This window comes from Anabaena sp. EIM26 (genome assembly GCF_057568715.1).
Genome location: NZ_CM172472.1, coordinates 2,713,006 through 2,731,426, shown reverse-complemented (window position 1 = coordinate 2,731,426; position 18,421 = coordinate 2,713,006). Strand labels below are relative to the sequence as shown.

The window sequence follows — 18,421 nt, the reverse complement described above, 5'->3', positions numbered from 1 at the left end:
TGATTCTATTGCCGTCAACTGCAACCCCATGACAATTGTAAATCTTTTTACTTATGAATTGGTGATTACTGGCAAAGACAATAACTGACGGATTTCTTCACGTACACTCATGAGAATTATTCCTAGATGATTTTGACCTGTTTTATTCGCACCACAGCCCCAAAAATAATCTGTGGGTGAATTTTCCACCAAAATCTCATCACCTGTTACCAAAAGAACTTTGCGAATTTCTGGATGAGTAGTAAACTTTTTCCTGACAGCTGATCGCATCACATCAATTTTGACTATTTCCCAGTCTGGACGAAGTTTGCGAGTGCTGCAACGTCCTAAGGCAGCCGCTTCTTCAGGGGTAGCAGAGGCATGGATTAATGGTATAATAACCTCATCTTTACTGCCAACAAACTTTTGTGCTTGATAGTAATGCTCAACTGTTGGCCAGTGAGTACCCTGTACTTCGATAGGGTGAGGAGAGAAGTTAGAAAAACAGCCATATGGCTGCCAAACCTTGTAAAAGTAAATGGTCATATTAAAAGCAACCTTACAACTGGGAAGCCTCCCAATAGCGATCATCGCACAACTACTGCTATTGCTGATCTATCTATCAGGATATGAAAGGCTGCTGTTGAATGCCAGAAAAGGGTAGATCAGCCCATTCCTATGTATTATTGGTAAATTTGCGTAGCTTTGAGCATATGATAAGTAATAATTAGCTGTGTAAGTGCGAGGGGATAACTTTGCAAAGTCTCCCCGGTTGTGCCTGCGATTTTTCCTAATTCTGGATTAATTTCGCGATCGCATATATTTTTTAAGTAAGGCATATCCGAACACATAATATGCTCTATCTTCGTCACCTGTTCCAAAGTAGCGTGACCATCAACTTCTAATACATCTACCGGTTTACCCATATCTCTGTCTAGTCCCAGACGCACCGCTGATTGAGAATTACCATTACCAGCATCAAGAATCTGGGTAAAATCGGGATGGGGAATAGATGGACGTAGTACCAAACGTACATTTAACTGACCATTGGTTCCATCTTCATCCTCGTTAGCAGGATAAAAACTCACCACAATATCCGACCATTGACGCTGGGGACGGATAAAAGCGTCTGAATCTGGTTCTCGTTTTTCTAGCTCTGCTAATACCTGTTCTGGCGTATAACCGCGCTTTTGTGTATCCCGCTTAACTTTCCAATCAGCGCGGAGTGATTCAGGAGGTGCAAGATAAACTTTTACATCATAAGCATCACGAGCAGCACGGGTAGAATAACCCAATAAACCCTCAATAATTACAAATTTATTCGGTTTGATATATTGTGGCGCTTCAAATGTACCTGTTTTGTGACTGTAAACTGGTTTGAGAATTGGCTGTCCTGTGCGTAGCAACGATAGATGTTGCTGCATAATATCTAAATGGTTGCAGTCAGGATGGAGAGCGGTAATCCCAATTTCTGCCCGTTGTTGGCGATCATAACGATGGTAGTCATCTGTACAGATGAGGGTAACATTTTCTGGGCCAAGTACCTGAGCAATTCCTCTAGTCAGTGTCGTTTTACCAGCGGCGCTGTCACCAACAATACCAAGAATAATTGGACGGCTCATTTATATTCCCCTCTCACAACAGATAGTTTAGTGATTGAATTTCCACAGATTAGATTTCATTTTAGAAGGGAAGTTGACAATTAATTCATGCCGGGACTATGGATGAAACATCTCTACACAATCGTCAGAATTCAGGAGTCAGGAGTCAAGAGTCAGGAGTCAAAATGCTTATGAAATGAAGGATAGAGAAAAGTGATTTTTTATCAAAATCATCAAATTTGACTAAAAAAGCCTTTATTCTCATGACTTGAACTATTCTTGATCCTGAATACTTACACACAATCAAAGAAGTGTGGCTTATGATGATGTTCGTGTACTTAATCTTACTTATTGGGTCTGGTAATTGGTAAGAGTAAAGATCAATTAGAATACTGAAGCGGTTTGAGTTTTTACAGCAGAATTAATCAAGCAGATAAATTATGAGTAAACAAACAATTGGCTTAGAACAAGATTTGTATAATTATTTACTATCGGTTTCCTTACGAGAACCAGAAGTTTTAACTCAACTGCGTCAAGAAACTGCCCAACTGCCAATGGCTATGATGCAGATTTCGCCGGAACAGGGACAGTTTATGGCGTTGTTGGTGAAGATTTTAGGAGCTAAAAAAACTTTAGATATAGGTGTATTTACGGGTTATAGTTCTTTGGTGGTGGCTTTAGCCTTACCAGCAGATGGGAAAATTGTCGCCTGTGATGTGAGTGAAGAATATACAAGCATTGGTCGGCGTTATTGGCAACAAGCAGGAATTGCAGATAAAATTGATTTGCGGATTGCTCCAGCTTTGGAAAGTTTAGATCAATTGCTGGCAGCAGGGGAAGGGGAAACCTTTGATTTTGCGTTTATTGATGCTGACAAGGGGAACTATGAGAACTATTATGAGCGATCGCTCCAATTAATTCGACCAGGTGGACTAATTGCTGTTGATAATGTTCTGTGGTCTGGCAAGGTTGCAGATCCCGAAGTGCAGGATAATCAAACTAAGAAGATTCGCACCTTTAATCAAAAGTTACATGAAGATTCGCGGGTTGATCTGAGTTTAGTACCTATCGCTGATGGTTTGACTTTGGCTAGGAAGATTTAAACGCAGAGACAGTTCCTGAGTATTGAGTACCGAGTACCGAGTATTGATTATTGAGTTCAGGGGAAACAATTAAATTTCTCCTGTTCCCTATTCCCTATTCCCTATTCCCTATTCCCTATTCCCTATTCCCTATTCCCTATTCCCTATTACCAACTAGTAATTTAAATAAGTACCGTAAAGCCTATTTCATTTTGATTTTTCTAATTTGTAGTGTTTCCATTTCTGTTGTTGTCGTCTTCTTTTTTCCTCGGTCATGTTATCAAAACAGTAGGGGCAAGAAATACCTTCTTCATATTTGGGAGAGGTTTTATCATCTTCAGCAATGGGATGACCACAACAGAAGCATAATTCATAAGTTCCCTCTTCTAAGCCATGACGAACAGCAATCCGGTCATCAAAAACGAAGCATTCTCCTTCCCATAAACTTTCTTCGCTGGGGACTTCTTCTAAATATTTGAGAATGCCGCCTTTAAGGTGATAGACTTCTGCAAAGCCTTGGGAAAGCATATAAGATGAGGCTTTTTCGCAGCGAATGCCACCAGTACAAAATAAGGCAACTTTTTTGTGTTTGCTGGGGTCAAGTTGTTGACTTACATATTCGGGAAATTCTCGGAATATTTGCGTTTGCGGATTTTCTGCTCTTTTAAATGTACCGATTTTCACTTCATAATCATTGCGGGTATCAATTACTGTTACTTCTGGGTCGGAAATCAAATCATTCCACTGCTGAGGACTGATGTAAGTACCAACTTTTTGATTGGGGTCAACTTCTGGTATTCCTAAAGTCACAATTTCTTGCTTCAACCGCACTTTCATTTTTTCAAAAGGTGGTGTGTCGGTGTAAGATTCTTTATGTTCTAAATCTGCTAAACGCGGGTCAGTACGAAGAAACGCCAGAACAGCATCAATTGCCTGACGTGAACCAGCAATAGTACCATTAATACCTTCTTGGGCAAGTAAAATTGTTCCCTTAATGCCTTGTTCCTGACAGCAGGAAAGCAGGGTTGTTTGCATTTCGGCAACATCAGGTAAACTAACAAATTTATACAGTGCAGCTACAACTAAAATATTTTTTGGTGTCATCGGTTCGAGTCTGCTAATCTGCATTAATTATGTCGGAAAACTAGTGACAGGTTATTTGCTGGCATTGAGCAAGTTTTGTGCAAGGTCAAATTTTGAGCGTTAGCTGCTGCGACAACATCCTCTAAATTACGCACTCCCCACTCTGGGTTTTGTGCTTGTAATGACTCATCAAAAGCCTCGTTACTAGGTGCTGTATGTTTGCCGTTTTGTTTGTATGGGCCATACAAGTAGAGAATACCACCTGATGGCAGAATCCGCCCAGCACCAGCCATGAGTCCTAAACCGGCTGACCAAGGGGAAATATGAATCATGTTAATGTTAACAATGGCGACAATTGGTGAGTCTGGAAATTTGTCTTTCTCCACTGGCCAAATTGGCTGACTAGCATCAAGTTCCAACGGTGGGTAAATATTATCACTTTTGAATTCTTCTGTCCAAGCTTTAATACTGTCGCGTAATAAGGGGTTAGGGTCAGAAGGTAGCCATTGACGGGGTTTGAGGCTGGGGGCAAAAAAAACAGCGTGTTCTCCTGTACCACTGGCGACTTCCAAAATAGTGCCACTTGCAGGTAATACTTGTAAAAGCACCTCTAAGATGGCTTCGCGGTTGCGTTGGGTTGCTGGTGCAAATTGTTTTTGGTCTGGTGATGTGTTCATCTAAATTCCTGAAAGGTGTCAAAATCGAGTAAAGTCCTCTTTATTATTGTCATATCTGCGGGAGAACAAATTGCCTAAATCAATTCATTCCACCCAACCACCACTCAAATTCATTCCCCCACGTTTTAACGCCTTGATACTCAAGATTACTTCTTGGGTTCTTCCGTTCATTCTCCAGGTGAGAACTAGACCTTGGCTACCGGCTGGTATTGTGAAGATTGAAGCCAAAAATGCTGAAATATTAGGCAAATTATACCAAGAATTTCAAGGGGGGAAAATTCGTTTTATCATCGCATTTCGTCACCCTGAAGTAGAAGATCCGCTCTCTATGTTGTATCTACTAACACGCATAGTTCCCAAGGTGGCGAGAGAAAAGGGGATTTCTCTACAATACCCAGTACACAGTCATTTTATGTATGAACGGGGAATGACGCTATGGGCAGGAAATTGGTTAGGCTGGTTATTTTCTGGGCTTGGTGGTGTACCTGTTCGCAGAGGAAGACGAGTAGACAGAAATTCTATTCAAATAGCGCGGGATTTATTGGCTAATGCTAAATTTCCGATTGCGATCGCACCAGAAGGAGGTACAAATGGTCATAGTGGCATTGTTAGCCCTCTAGAACCAGGTGTAGCACAGTTGGGTTTTTGGTGTGTGGAAGATTTACAAAAAGCTAATCGGGAAGAAAATGTTTTTATTATCCCCATAGGGATTAAATATAGTTACGTTAATCCACCTTGGCAAAAAATAGATTGGCTGTTATCTAAATTAGAAACTGATAGCGGTTTACCAATTCCAGAAATTAGTCAAACTGGAAATCAACTAGAAGAATTGTTATATCAACGCCTTTGTCGTTTGGCTGCATATTTAATTGCAGAAATGGAAGAATTTTATCGCCGTTTCTATCATCGAGATTTACCAGAAATTATACCGGAGGAAACAGTCACTCCTAATGAAGTCTTAATTATTAGATTACACCGTTTAATGGATACAGCTTTACAAATTACAGAAGAGTATTTTAACGTTCAAGCCCAAGGTAACTTGATTGATAGATGTCGTCGTTTAGAAGAAGCTGGGTGGAATTACATTTATCGGGATGATATCGACGATATTGAAAGTTTACCACCTCTCAAACGTGGTCTAGCTGACTGGGTAGCAGAAGAAGCAGATTTGAGAATGCAACACATGAGAATTGCAGAAAGTTTTGTAGCTGTGACTGCTAATTATATTCAAGAAAAACAGACTGCGGAAAGGTTTGCAGAAACGGCATTATTAATGTTTGATATGTTATCGCGTATTCAAGAATCTACTTTACCAGGAAGACCGCGTTTAGGTTTAAAACAGGCAATGATTATTGTTGGTGAACCGATTTCTGTAAGTGAACGGTGGGAGAGTTGTCAGGGAAATAAACAAGCATTACGAAAGGGTGTTAGTGATTTGACAAAGGATTTGCAGGTGGCTTTAGAGGAATTAATTAAGGATTAAAAAGCCAAATAAATCCTGTAGAGACGTTCCATGGAACGTCTCTACAACCAGGAATAAAGCGCATCTTCATAAAGAAACGGTATGATATCATGTCTGCCTAATCACTTGCGATAAAATATAAGTACCCAAGCAAAATTAATTGTACATATTGATTGAAAACAAGAATGTCTGTATTCCTTACCTGATCCCTATTCTCTATTCCCTGTTCCCTTAATTTAAATTAGCACTCTCAGCCAGCAAGTGCTAATTTATGAATAAATTTTAAAACCTGTAATTGAGGTTGTAATTCTACATTTTTATAGTTATAGTTGAATGTAGTAGAGCAATATTACCGAAGTAATTTCTTCCTTAAACTCAGATTTCTGTGCCATTAAACAAGGGAGCATCCCAATGAAAGCAAAAACATCGAAAATTGTCATTCTGAGCGGAACGGAGTGAAGCGCAGAATCTCGCGAGATGCTGAACGAAGCGCAGCGTAGTGAAGCATGACACTAAACTTACATATTTGGGATGCTTTTTTAAACAACACGTTTGGAGGGCTGGAATGACATATTCTTTTGACATTGTAGGGGTATCTCCAGTTTTGTACTTTTTCAATCATCAACGGCAGAGTTGGGAAAAACCCCAACCAGAAGGTGTTGAATATTTGGGAACCCAGACTTGTACGCTAGATGCATTTCTAAAATCTGTGGAATCGGTTCCACCAATTGGAAGTTGGAATTTAGATCAAGTACTAGACACGGTAATTCAATTTTGGGTGAATAATGCAGAAAGTATTCAATATTGGCAAGCAAGGTTAAAAGATGCAGGAAGAGATAATTTACTAGTAGCTAGAATTGCAGATATCAAAGCTTTACAAGCTGAATTTGAATCTCTGCTAGGTAGAAATTGGTGAATTTATTCCATCTTGGATTTTAGATTTTAGGTTGGGAATTTCTCTGTGTGTCTGAGTGCTGTTGCCATTATTTTTTAAATTGGTGAACTTAGTCATTTTCTAAAGCTTGGAGAACTTTTAAATATAAGTCTTCTACTTTTTTGGCTTGCGTTTCACCACTGGCAGCATAATGAGATAATCCAGGAGAGCCATTTACTTCGAGCAGTGTGTAATCTACTATTGGCTGTGTAATGTCGCTAGTAAGTATATCCACACCTGCTAATCTTAGTCCCATGTCTTTTGTAATATTGATGGATAATTTCTGAAAGTCAGCATGGATAGTTTCAGCATAATCTACTGATTCACCGCCACTTGATAAATTAGCATTATCTAAGAGATATACAATAGTATTTTCAGGAATAATACTTTCAAAACTTAAATTCTGTTTTTGTAATTTTTGATGAATTCGGAAATCATTAAAATCAATAATTTTTTTTCTCCCCTGCTGGATAAATTTTTCTTGCTTGTGGTGCATAAGTTGTAGAATATTAGATTTACCATCACCGGTGATAAATAAAGGAATTCTTTGATAAGCTGCCATAACTTGATTATCTAATACCACAATTCTATAGTCATTACCGCTATAAAATCTTTCTACAATTAATCCTGAATTATTGGCTAAAATTTTCTCGGCTACTTCGTAGTATTCTGCTTGATTATCAACTTTGGTTACTAATATTCCTTGACTGAGATTCAGCGGCTTGACAATTAATGGAAATCCTAGTTTATTAGCATAATTAAAGCCATCATCAATATTTCTAGGGTTGGATAATTTATTACATATTTGAGCATTAAAAAATGTTTGTCCCTCTGGAACTCGATATCCAAATTGCCTGAGAAAAAAGTTAGAGTATGCTTTATCTTTAGCTAAATGTGCTGAACCAAAGCCGTTAATATTTAATTTGTTAGAACTAAAGCATGATTTTTTGCCATTTTTAAATGTAATATGTCCAACTAATTCATATTCTGGTTCTACTAAGATTACTGCTTCTATTTGAGATGCTACTTTTTGCAGTATTGATGTTAGTAATGCCATTTTAGTTTGCCAAATTTATGGGTACGTAGTTATTTTACCGAATTCAGTCTAATTTGCCAGGACTTACGCAAAACATCAAGAAGGTAGGGGTAATTCATGAATTACCCCTACGAAAGAATCAGGTTTCTGATTACTTCGTGCGTAAGTCCTATTTGCATAAGTCTTGGTAGATAAAATACAAAATTATGGTAGCTTATACTGAATAAACTAGGAAGGTATATTTTTTATAGTTCTAAAAGTTACAAGTTTAAATTGATAGGAGATCCCGGCACAGTACTGATTCTTTTTCTAATTCGCTCTATAAATAATACAAATACTGAGATTTTTTTAGATTTAAATTCAGATTCCTAGAGTCTGTAATCTTTGTTGGTAGAGTTAACTTAGTTTGTGTATCCTGACAACTCTATAAGCTGCATTTATCTCAGTTTTGTTGCTTAATATGAGTCATGTTGTTGCACTAAGTATTGACAATCCAAGAATTATGTAATAACAAGGTGGCATCATCAATTAAAGGCGCTAGTATTATCCCCCCTAAGAGACACACTAACGCCATTCACTAAATTTCATACGGATAATATAATCATGCCACAAAACACAGATTACAAAGATACCAAATCAGAAAATCAGGCAATTACTTACAGAAATCGGCTGAATGGTTGGGCTATAGCTCGTATGGTAGCAGATCAGCAACGGGTGATTGTGGCTAGATTCCGTAGTCGGTCAGATGCAGATGGATATATTCAGCACTTACGTGAATTAACACCTACTGCTTCTTTCGAGATTGTTTTTGATTCTCAACGTGACGAAGTTGTGATTTAAATTTTCAATTATGGATACCGTTGACAATTCAAAAATAGTTGATATTTAGAGCCTAAATTCGGTTGATAGTAATTGTATAATCAGGCTTCTAGACTTTTTTGAGATTTGTCAACGGTGTTTCATTAGTAGTAATTTTACGGTGTTAGTAAACGAGAAGCTACTTTCTCTAATACTTTGAGTCCCTGTAAGGAACCGCTAATCAGTCGAGTAGCAGCTAAGGGTTGACGGATTAATGCCCAAGTTAGGGGTAAAGGTTGGAGGGAACCATCAGCTGCGATCGCTGATGTGAGGTCAGGTATATCATGGAGAGAATCGTCGCTGACGACTCGTAGCATTGCTACTGATACCCCAAGGGGCTGGAAAAATTCTAATGCGGCTAATCCTTCCATATCGACAACATCAGCACCAAATTTTTGATGTAAATTACGTTTTTCTTCAGCAGACGAGATCATGCGATCGCTTGTTAGTCCCTTCACAAAATATACTGTACCCTCAATTTGGCGATGTATCTCCCTGGAGTAGGTAAAATCGCACGTTTGTATATTTTCGTGATCAACACAATCTCGATAAAAAACAACATCACCAACTCTGTGACGCTGATTTAAGCTGCCACATAAACCCATCAGTAGCACTCGCTGATTTAGCTGATTTAAATTTTGGCAATTTAAAGCTAAAAATTGGCGTAGTGGTTGCACACCCATCGGAATTGCGATCACCTGGGGTTGATAACCAGTAACGCGACTTAAACCGCGACAAACAGCTTGGTATTCTGCTCCTTGGGGTACTAAAATTGTGTGAATCAGGTGCATATTTTCAATTATCGGGAAAAAGGTAAATCTATATCCGATGCTATTTAATTTTTTAAAACCCCCTGAATCTGCTATTTCAGGTGTGGAAATAAAGCCTAGTTGGTATGTAGGATGGGGCAGGTTAGAGAGTTTAACAGAAGATGTAATTTGGCAAGATGAGCAATTTGCAGTTATTTCTGCACCAGCACACTTGGCAATTAGTCCGACAAAAAGGTTTGTGGTAGTTGGGGATGTGTGGCTAAGTAACCGGGGGGAATTACTGCGAAAATTGGGAATAGAGATTAATGATCATTGCAGTAATCAACAACTGGTGGCACAACTTTGGGAAAAATACGGTTCTCAGTGTTTAACCCTATTAGTGGGGATGTTTGGGCTAGTAATTTGGGATTGTGAACAACAGGTATTGTGGTTAGGGCGCGATCGCATCGGTAGCCAAACACTATATTACACCACCACTGGTTTAACTCGCTGGATATCCCCCAAATTAAGAACTCTAAACCCTTTTCACTCCCATGATTTAGATTTAGTCGCATTGCGAGATTACCTCTGTTGCGCTTTCGTCCCCGGAGACAGAACACTTTGGCAAAACGTCAGAGAAATGCGTCCCGGAACCTTAATGCAAATGCCAACAGAGCGAATTTATCATTATTGGCAACTACAAGAACAGATTACAGATAGCAATCAACCTTTAGAATGGTATAGTACAAAACTGCGTTCTTTACTTGAGCAAGTTGTACAGGAATATTTACCACAAAATGAACCTGTGGGAGTTTTCTTATCAGGTGGTTTAGATTCAAGTAGCATTACAGCATTAGCCGCAAAACTTCATACCGCACCAGTTCATACTTATTCAATTCATTTTGGTACAGAAACTGCCAATGAATTAGAATTTTCTAATTTAGTTGCTCAACATTGCCAAACCCAACACCACATTTTAGAAATCACCTTCCAGGATATGTGGGAACGTCTACCAGAAACAATGGCTTACTTAGACGATCCTATCGGTGATCCATTAACAGTCCCAAACCTACTATTAGGAAAAATGGCAAGGGAAAATGTACAACTTACCCTCAATGGAGAAGGTGGAGATCCTTGCTTTGGTGGCCCTAAAAATCAGCCAATGTTAATTAATAGTTTATATGGTTCTATTAATAAACAAGATTCATTACAAGCATATTTATTTTCTTTCCAAAAATGTGCATTAGATTTATCACAACTTTTACAACCAAAAATTTGGCAAAATCTCAAAAATGAACCATCTATATTTTCTGCTGACTTAAATTCCAATGCCAATTATTTGAATAGATTAATGGCATTAAACATTAAATTTAAAGGTGCAGATCAGATTTTAACAAAAGTCAATAACTTAACTCAAGCCGCAGATTTACAAGGATTATCACCATTATTTGATCAGCGAATAGTAGAATTAAGTATGCAAATTCCCCCTGAATACAAACTTTCAGGAGTCGAGGAAAAAGCCGTACTCAAAAAAGCAGTTAGCGATATTTTACCAGATACCATTATTCATCGTCCTAAAAGTGGCATGATGGTTCCCGTACAACTAGGATTTAAAAAATATTGGCAACGGGAAGCTAGGACATTGTTGTTAAATAAAAATAGTGCGATTTCACCTTATATTAATCGTGATATCTTGCGTAATTGGTTAGATTTTAAAGGAGACGTTTGGGGAAGATATGGTGTTAAACTATGGTTATTGGTAAGTTTAGAAATTTGGTTACAGGTAAATAAACAAGTAAAAAATTAACCAAAACTTTCAACTATATAAATATCATTTCTCTCATCATCATCTTCTCTTGATAAATCCACATTACCAGAAATACCGCTTCTGAGAATTTTAATTAACATCTGCGGAGTAAAAGATTCCAATTCTACAAAATTACCAGCATCTAACCAAGCTAATCCTTCAGCAGATAAAGTTTGACGAATTTCGCTAGGTAATTCGTGGGATTTAGTAGCTACAGATGCTGCATTTTGAACAAAAAATCCCCTTTTGCTAGTAAGAATTTGATGAGGTAGTAAACCCACATCAATAATAGTCACATCACTATTTAAAAACCAATTCTTACTGGTGCGGAGATGATGTACCAAACTTACACCTTGAGGACTACAATCATGAAGAGTGAAAACTTTTAAATTTGGGTTTCTGCGTAGCATTTCCATTGTTATCTCGAAAATGCTGTGAGGATAACCATCAATACTGAGAATTGCACAGTTATTTTCAAAATGGAAATTGTTAGCAATTAATAATTGTGCGATGGTAGAACTATCACAAACCACTAATCTATCAAAACTATAAGCAGTCACATCGGGGTTTATAGATACAGATGCTCTAGGTTCTTGTGCTACTTGTTCTTGTTGCAAAGGTAAAAGTTTATCAAAATTACCATTAATTTCCTGCCATTTTTCTAACCAGATATCTAAATTTGACTGAGGAATAAAAAATTGTTGAATAGTGGTTGCAGGATTAATCTTAATATATCCTAAAAGTAGAGAAACAGTTCCCAAAATACTAACACTAATAGTTAGTGGTTTGTTTGGGAATAATAAACTATTAAAAAAAAGTCCTACTAATAAAACAAAAATACCAACAATTTTTAAAGAATGCTGACTGGCCTTGCGCCCATTATAGTTAAGAAAATTAGATTTTGTCTCTGTATATAAATAAAAGATGACAGCTACTTGATAAATTAAATTAGCAATTATAAAACAATGGAGTTTGGATAATACTGAATTGGTTATTACTACAAGCATTGATCCCAAGAAGAAAGTTGCCAAAAAATTATAACTTGTATAACAAGATAGAAATTCAATCAATGTAAATCTCTGACGACGAAACCGATAATCTAAAAAATATAGTAATTGTTTGGGTGTAAAGTACAAGGTGTTACTAGCTGAAATATCAGTTATTGTTTTAGCAAAATATGGATCTGTAATTTTTAAATCACCCATTGCTGTTGGTTCAAAAGCAAAAGGATGATTGCATTTTTTACATTTTCCTTGGTTTGCCATTCTCTCTTTGAGGTTGTTTTCAGTTCCGCACTTAATACACTTCATAATTATGCTTGAATTTTAGATTAAATTTAACTCAATAATTAATCAACCAAAACTTTCCACCATATAAATATCATTACTAGAATCACCAATTAAAATCATACTATTATCATCTGTTTCTAAATTCAGACTTCCCGAAATACCACTTCGCAGCACTTTAATTAGCATTTGCGGAGTGAAAGATTCCAACTCTACAAAATTACCAGCATCTAACCAAGCCAACTCTTCTTTAGATAAACTTTGACGAACTTCTAAAGGTAATTCTTGAGATTTTTTAGCTAAAGAAGCTGCATTTTGTACAAACATTCCCCGCTTATTAGCCAGAATTTGACGAGGTAATAAACCCACATCAATAATTTTCACATTGCTGTTCAGAAACCAACTCTCACTAGTGCGGAGACGATGCAATAAACTAATCCCTTTGGGACTACAATCATGAAGAGCAAAAATTTGTAAATCAGGGTTTCGTCGTAGCATTTCCATTGTAGTGTTAAAAATGCTTTGGGGATAACCATTAATACTAAGAATGGCACAATTATTTTCAAAGTGGAAATTATTAGCGATTAATAATTGAGCAATAGTAGCACTATCACAAACAATTAACCTATCAAAACTGTAAGCTGTAACATCCGGGTTAATAGATGTAGGTGTGATTTGTTCTTGTGGTATAGATAAAAGTGTCTCTATTTTACCATTGATTTGTTGCCACATTTTTAACCAACCATCTAGATAAGGTTGGGTAACTAAAAATTCCTGTGGTAAATTTCCTACTTTACCTAACTGTCTAGTTCCTAAGAATATTGACAACATTCCTAAAATCACGACAATAGAAAAAAGTGAAAAATAATTAAATATAAACAAACTTGCTGGTATTCCTACTAACAAAATTATCACTCCCAGAATTTGTAAAATTCTAGCACTTGCTTTGCGACTAGAAGTGATTAACTTTCTTGATTTAGTGTTATTAAATAAATATAATATTATAGCTGCTTGATAAACTAAGTTAGCAATCAGAAAAGAATTAGGTAAAAAAATATTTGTTAGTCCTCCAAAAAAGCCAGTTACCCAAATATTTAAAAATAAATACAAACCGATAAATGCAGCTATGTGAAATCCTTTTTTGCGGATACGACGATCTAAAAAATACAAAAGTTGTTTAGTTGTAAAATATAAAGTGTTATTAGCAGAAATATCAGCTAATATTTTCGCAAACATAGGATCTGTAATTTTCACAGTTCCCATTGCTGTTGGTTCAAAAGCAAAAGGATGATTACATTGTTTACATCTTCCTTGATTTGCTGTCCTGTCTTTGAGATTATTATCAGTTCTACAGTTAATACATTTCATGGTTTTGGTTATGGGTTAATAATTTGATTATTCAGTAAAACGCTGTAATCTTCCCGTTTTCTAATTAAGCGATGTTTCCCATTTTCTAATAACACTTCTGCTGGTTTAGGACGGTGTAAAAAATGTGAAGACATAGCATAACCATAAGCACCGACATCTAAAATAGCGATCATATCCCCAATTTCTAAAGCGGGAAGTTGACAATTTTTTCCTAAATAATCTCGTGAATAAGTTGTATTTCCACAAACATCAGTTATGTAATTTTCGGAAGTTGAATTTTTCCAAGTAACAATTTCCCGATAACCACCATGTACAGAAGGTACAGAAAGATTAGCAATAGTAGAATCAACACCAATAATTTGTTTTTCTCCTTGCCATTTCACAGATACAACCTTAGCTAACATAGTGCCACAACCAGCTATAGCAGCGCGTCCAGGTTCAATAATTAAATTAATATTTTTATCTAAATTCCTAATTTTCTTACTTAACTCATCTCCAAATATTTGCCAATTAAAAGCCGCACCTTGACGATGATATGGATAACCAAAACCACCACCAAAATCTAAATATTTCCAATCTGGTAATTTTTTTGCAGTTTCTAAAATATTATCAATAACAGCCGTAAAAGCATCTGTTGCATTAGTTCCCGTTCCCCGATAAAAATGTAACCCCGAAACTTTTAAACCTACTGTATTAGTAATAGCAACAGCTTGGGGAAATTCCTCAGTACGCACACCGATACGACTATCTTCCACAACATTCAAACGTAAACCAATATTTAACTTTTCCTCTTCGCGTCTCTGCGTCTCTGCGTGAGACAAACAAACCTCACACAACAAACGTAATTGAGAAATACTATCTAAATTGAGAGTAGTCACACCCCAATCTAAAACCTGGAACATTTCTTGATGATTTAAATTACTGCCACTATAAACAATATCACGGGGATGAAAACCCGCATTTAAACCCAAATAAATATCTCCTGGGGTATTAGCATGAAGTCCCCAACCAGCATTTTTAAATATCTTCAATAATGCAATATTGCCATTTGTGACACTAGCGAAATGAAACCTTGTGTGGGGATAATTAACAGCTTTAGTAATATGTGAAATAGTTTGACGTAAAATATTGCTATCATAGACATACAAAGGAGAACCGTAAATTTCCAATAACTCCTGAGCAAGGTTGAGTGCTAAATTTGGAATTGCTTGTAATTTTTCCATAACCAGCTAGGTAAGATAAATGGATGATTCCAAGACTTTGTACCTAATTTTTCACCGAGAACGTGATTACGCCAAAGTTGCCACATTACCAGCAACCAAAGACTCTCACCCACACGTCGTCCTTGAATTGCTCCTCCTAATTGTCCTGTAACAATTTGTGATGCAATATCAGGGTAAAAAATATTTTCTGCATTTAGTATACCTGGATTTAACCAATTACCGATGTCATGCCAAAAATCATTTAAACACCAGGAGGTTAAGGGAACACCCATACCCCGCTTTTGTCTCCAAACGATTTCCGGTGGTAGCCAATTTTCTACTGCACGTTTAAGGATATATTTCTCACAAGCACCGTGTAAACAGAGTTCACCAGATAGCTGAAAAGTCCATTCTGCTAAAATTAAATCACAAAAGAGCGATCGCACTCCCAACCCATGAGCAAACCCCAACGCAGTCGCACGAGGATGGATATTCTGCGCTCCCTTTAGCATCAAACTGGCACGGCGGAGGCGATGCAGTAAAGAAGGGCAAAAATGACTATCCAGAGCATCCAAAAGCCATTCCTGAGCATCTAAACCCTGAATCTGTGCATATATCTCTGGCTGATAAACCCTCTCTTCATACCCCCAAAAACGATGAAAAGTGCGGAGATATTGTTGAATAAAACCTTCTGCTTTATTGGGATGTTCACCTTGATAAATACCAGCAGCAATCAAAGGTTTATTAGTCCAACCAGCAAATAATTGATCACCACCTTCACCATTAAAAATAACCTGAGTTTCTTGACTAGCAACTTGATTAAGGAGATATAAAGGAACAGTCACCCCATCACCAAAAGGTAAATCTAAAGCTTTAATAGTAGGAACAAGAGCATTTTTAATATTATTTGGACTTGCGTCAACCTTAACTAAAGGAATCTTGAGAAATTCTGCAACTTTTTCTGCATAAGGATATTCAGAAATACCAAACTTACCAAAATCCAAAGTGTAAGCGCGAACTTTTACCCCAGCTTGTACCAACAAAGCCGCAACAACCGAAGAATCTAAACCCCCAGAAAGAAAAACCCCCACAGGTTCATCTGCTAAATCAGCAACTTGCTTTTCTGCCGAATTTTTCAATAAAACTTGTAATTGAGAAACTGCGGTATTTTCATCCTGAATCTGTTCCTTTGATTCACACCATTGATAAATATTGCAAAATTGAGGAGAACCCACATCTTCCCAAACTACCTCAGTACCCGCAGAGACAGCAAAGATTTCATTAACAGGTGTCAAAGGATTAGGAACATAAGAAAAACAACCATAACCATATAAACCAGAAATACTAACTTCCGGTTTTTCAATAACTTCTAAAAGTAATTTTAGCTGAGAAGCAAACCAAATCGCCCCTCCTTGCTGAGTCCAAAATAAAGAAACCTTTCCAAAAGGTTCCCTACCCAAAATCAATCTATCTTCTTCTAACCTTACCCAAACATCAAGATTATCAAAAACCCTAGCCGCAGAAATACCCGCAATAGTATCTTCCGGTAACAACGGTACAGACTCACACCCAACATAAACAACATTCCAAACAAACTTTTCCCCCTCACCTTCTTCCTTTGCGCCTTTGCGCGACGGACACTTTGCACAAGTCGGGAGACCCGCCCATGCAAGTGTCCTCCTCTGCGTGAGCCTTTCTTGCCCATAACCCCAATACCCAATAAAATGATAGGGAAACATAACTATTGAACCGCAAATGTTTCATCGCTAATTTTCCTACCTTCGAGCAACATTTCCACCTGCCAATCACCAACAGGTGCAGCAGAATTAATAGTATAACGACAGTAAGTATCCCAAGGAGAAGTTTTAACCTCACGGGTTTGATATTTATTTTGCTTGACAATTAGACCACTAGGGTCAATCCAATTACAAGCAAGAGATAGCTTTTTACCTATAGGTACATCTTTCAAAGTCACACGATAAAAAACTTCTGGATTAGTTTGCCGAGAGATAGTTTTAAGATTAGCATTATCAGCTAAAGTAATGCGGTCTTGTTGTGCAGAAACATTAGCTAATAAAGAAGTTTGCTGTTGATTAAAAAATATTGTTGATGCGATAATTACTATAATAGCCACAACCACCCCAGAAATAATCAACTTATTTCGACGTTGCTGCACTTCCAAAGCTTGACGACGACGTAATTGAATCAAAGCTTCATCTAATAACTCTGGTGCTAAATTCAAATCTTGTAAAATTTCTCTAACTTGCTGTTGGTCGAGTTCTGCTTCTCGACGTAATTGCAGTCCTTGAACTTCAGCAATGATTTTATTTAATTGCTCTTGAGTAAGTCGTTGATTCATTGCTCTTTCCAATTACCAATTACCAATTACCAATTACCATTCAAAAATTCAAAAGGTCTAGTTTTCACTTAACATCACACCTAGTCAACAGAAAACCTGCAAACCTGTTGTCATATTAATGTAAAAACCAGACCCAGTAGGAGATGTCACTTAATCAGACTACGAATCTTAGCGTCTACCACGATAAGGAACTGCATTCATGTAATCAATGTCAAATGCAGACAGTTTTTGAGCGTAGTTACCCTTACCAGATACTGACGCAGCTAAATCTGCAAATTTGCGAGGATCGCCTTCTGCCATGCGCTTTTCTTGCGCCTTGCGAGTGTAGTATTTCTCCACAGTAAAGCGCCAGTCTGTTCTGACTGTACCTGCTGTTTCTTGGAAGTCCACACCATAACGAGGAGTCACCAAGTTGTAGGGACGACCTACTCCGCGCTTGCGTTGGTAAGGTACAGTATTATCACCAAAGCTGTTGCTGTACTCTTCACTGTCTATTAAAGCATCAACAAAGCCGCTAAATCCCTTAGTCCCAATCACAATAGACCAAGCAATTTCTTCTTCTTTGTTGTAAGCACAACGACCCAACAAGCGCTTGAGAGTGATGTCTACTAAACGATAGTTGTTGTTAACAGAAACAACTAAACGATAGAAAGCCTCAGATTGAGCTAAACCCCGAATGAAGTCCCGGACTGAGAGAGAGCCATTTTTCAGTTGAGATTCTAGAGTCCCTTGACGGTTAAACTTGAGAATTTCATGTTCGCTGAAAACTTGGCGATAACTTGCCCAAATGATGCTTTGAATGTCAGTGTAAGAACTAACATCTTCTAAGCGATAGATATATGGAGTATCTTCATTTGTGTCAGCAACGCCGAAACTGCTAACCCGGTGGTTTTGACTGCTTGGTTTGTATTGAAGTAATGGCAGTGCCATGCTGCGTC

At 37.5% G+C, this 18,421-nt stretch carries 17 protein-coding genes; 5 read left to right on the top strand and 12 right to left on the bottom strand.

Annotation, left to right across the window (positions count from 1 at the left end; translation table 11 throughout):
* Nucleotides 1–51: 51 nt before the first annotated feature.
* The gene (gene ybiA / locus AC012T_RS11885; RefSeq protein WP_487065957.1) at nucleotides 52–525 is read right to left on the bottom strand and encodes a riboflavin biosynthesis intermediates N-glycosidase; all 474 of its coding nucleotides are present in this window, start codon (nucleotides 523–525) and stop codon (nucleotides 52–54) included.
* Between the two features lie 137 nt (nucleotides 526–662).
* Nucleotides 663–1,601, bottom strand: coding sequence for a phosphoribulokinase (locus tag AC012T_RS11880; protein WP_487065955.1), 939 nt, complete (start codon nucleotides 1,599–1,601; stop codon nucleotides 663–665).
* A gap of 419 nt (nucleotides 1,602–2,020) precedes the next feature.
* On the opposite strand from AC012T_RS11880, the gene AC012T_RS11875 reads away from it, so the two are divergent.
* Nucleotides 2,021–2,683, top strand: a complete 663-nt coding sequence (locus AC012T_RS11875) for a class I SAM-dependent methyltransferase (protein ID WP_487065953.1) — start codon at nucleotides 2,021–2,023, stop codon at nucleotides 2,681–2,683.
* Between the two features lie 186 nt (nucleotides 2,684–2,869).
* Here AC012T_RS11875 and trhO read toward each other — a convergent pair whose 3' ends face one another.
* Complete coding sequence (gene trhO, locus AC012T_RS11870; RefSeq protein ID WP_487065951.1) at nucleotides 2,870–3,766, bottom strand: oxygen-dependent tRNA uridine(34) hydroxylase TrhO; 897 nt, start codon at nucleotides 3,764–3,766, stop codon at nucleotides 2,870–2,872.
* Nucleotides 3,767–3,789: 23 nt separating this feature from the next.
* Nucleotides 3,790–4,422, bottom strand: a complete 633-nt coding sequence (locus tag AC012T_RS11865) for a class I SAM-dependent methyltransferase (RefSeq protein ID WP_487065949.1) — start codon at nucleotides 4,420–4,422, stop codon at nucleotides 3,790–3,792.
* A gap of 70 nt (nucleotides 4,423–4,492) precedes the next feature.
* Here AC012T_RS11865 and AC012T_RS11860 point away from each other — a divergent pair, with 70 nt between their 5' ends.
* Both AC012T_RS11860 and AC012T_RS11855 read left to right on the top strand, forming a co-directional pair.
* Nucleotides 4,493–5,905 (top strand): lysophospholipid acyltransferase family protein, encoded by a 1,413-nt coding sequence (locus tag AC012T_RS11860; protein ID WP_487065947.1) that lies wholly within the window; start codon nucleotides 4,493–4,495, stop codon nucleotides 5,903–5,905.
* 544 nt (nucleotides 5,906–6,449) lie between these two features.
* On the top strand, nucleotides 6,450–6,800 hold the full coding sequence (locus AC012T_RS11855) for a hypothetical protein (protein ID WP_487065945.1): 351 nt from the start codon (nucleotides 6,450–6,452) through the stop codon (nucleotides 6,798–6,800).
* Between the two features lie 88 nt (nucleotides 6,801–6,888).
* Here AC012T_RS11855 and AC012T_RS11850 read toward each other — a convergent pair whose 3' ends face one another.
* Entirely contained in the window at nucleotides 6,889–7,875 is a 987-nt protein-coding gene (locus AC012T_RS11850) for a cyanophycin synthetase (RefSeq protein WP_487065943.1), read from the bottom strand.
* Between the two features lie 582 nt (nucleotides 7,876–8,457).
* On the opposite strand from AC012T_RS11850, the gene AC012T_RS11845 reads away from it, so the two are divergent.
* A complete protein-coding gene (locus AC012T_RS11845; RefSeq protein WP_487065941.1) occupies nucleotides 8,458–8,694 on the top strand; it encodes a hypothetical protein in 237 nt (78 codons plus the stop codon).
* Between the two features lie 134 nt (nucleotides 8,695–8,828).
* Here the strand turns inward: AC012T_RS11845 and AC012T_RS11840 are convergent, their stop codons facing one another.
* Entirely contained in the window at nucleotides 8,829–9,503 is a 675-nt protein-coding gene (locus AC012T_RS11840; RefSeq protein ID WP_487065939.1) for a 5'-methylthioadenosine/S-adenosylhomocysteine nucleosidase family protein, read from the bottom strand.
* Nucleotides 9,504–9,540: 37 nt separating this feature from the next.
* Here AC012T_RS11840 and AC012T_RS11835 point away from each other — a divergent pair, with 37 nt between their 5' ends.
* Entirely contained in the window at nucleotides 9,541–11,268 is a 1,728-nt protein-coding gene (locus AC012T_RS11835; protein ID WP_487065937.1) for an asparagine synthetase B family protein, read from the top strand.
* On the opposite strand, the gene AC012T_RS11830 is transcribed toward AC012T_RS11835, so the two are convergent.
* The 6 genes from AC012T_RS11830 to cpcG4 form a co-directional block, all read right to left on the bottom strand.
* Nucleotides 11,265–12,578, bottom strand: a complete 1,314-nt coding sequence (locus tag AC012T_RS11830) for a toprim domain-containing protein (protein WP_487065935.1) — start codon at nucleotides 12,576–12,578, stop codon at nucleotides 11,265–11,267. The genes AC012T_RS11835 and AC012T_RS11830 overlap by 4 nt on opposite strands.
* A gap of 42 nt (nucleotides 12,579–12,620) precedes the next feature.
* Nucleotides 12,621–13,922 (bottom strand): toprim domain-containing protein, encoded by a 1,302-nt coding sequence (locus tag AC012T_RS11825; RefSeq protein ID WP_487065933.1) that lies wholly within the window; start codon nucleotides 13,920–13,922, stop codon nucleotides 12,621–12,623.
* Nucleotides 13,923–13,930: 8 nt separating this feature from the next.
* Nucleotides 13,931–15,145: a diaminopimelate decarboxylase family protein gene (locus AC012T_RS11820; RefSeq protein WP_487065931.1), complete on the bottom strand. Its 1,215-nt coding sequence runs from the start codon at nucleotides 15,143–15,145 to the stop codon at nucleotides 13,931–13,933.
* Entirely contained in the window at nucleotides 15,115–16,863 is a 1,749-nt protein-coding gene (locus tag AC012T_RS11815) for an asparagine synthetase B family protein (protein ID WP_487065929.1), read from the bottom strand. Before AC012T_RS11815 ends, AC012T_RS11820 begins: the two co-directional genes overlap by 31 nt.
* Nucleotides 16,864–16,865: 2 nt before the next feature.
* Entirely contained in the window at nucleotides 16,866–17,483 is a 618-nt protein-coding gene (locus AC012T_RS11810) for a DUF3859 domain-containing protein (protein ID WP_487065927.1), read from the bottom strand.
* Nucleotides 17,484–17,651: 168 nt separating this feature from the next.
* Nucleotides 17,652–18,413, bottom strand: a complete 762-nt coding sequence (gene cpcG4 / locus AC012T_RS11805; protein ID WP_487065925.1) for a phycobilisome rod-core linker protein CpcG4 — start codon at nucleotides 18,411–18,413, stop codon at nucleotides 17,652–17,654.
* Nucleotides 18,414–18,421: the final 8 nt, after the last annotated feature.